Below are 246 nucleotides of genomic sequence, written 5' to 3' on the forward strand. Positions count from 1 at the left end.
GTGGTGCGTTTCGTCAACGACATCCTGCTGTCGGCACCGTCCATCGTGCTGGGCCTGTTCGTCTACACCCTGTACGTGATGCAGACCGGTGGCCAGTTCTCGGCCTTCGCCGGCGCGCTGTCGCTGTCCTTCATCGTGCTGCCGGCGGTGGTACGCACCACCGATGAAATGCTGCGCCTGGTGCCTTCGCAGATGCGCGAAGCGGCCCTCTCGCTGGGCATCCCGCAGTGGAAGGTCACCGTGCAG

The 246-nt window shown here is 65.0% G+C and carries 1 protein-coding gene; it reads left to right on the forward strand.

The features are described 5' to 3' along the window. Positions 1 to 246: ABC transporter permease subunit (locus tag ACPYOM_RS23430; protein ID WP_481347816.1), on the forward strand; the 246-nt coding region annotated here is incomplete at both ends.

This window comes from Monashia sp. HAY1-2A, from assembly GCF_056755315.1.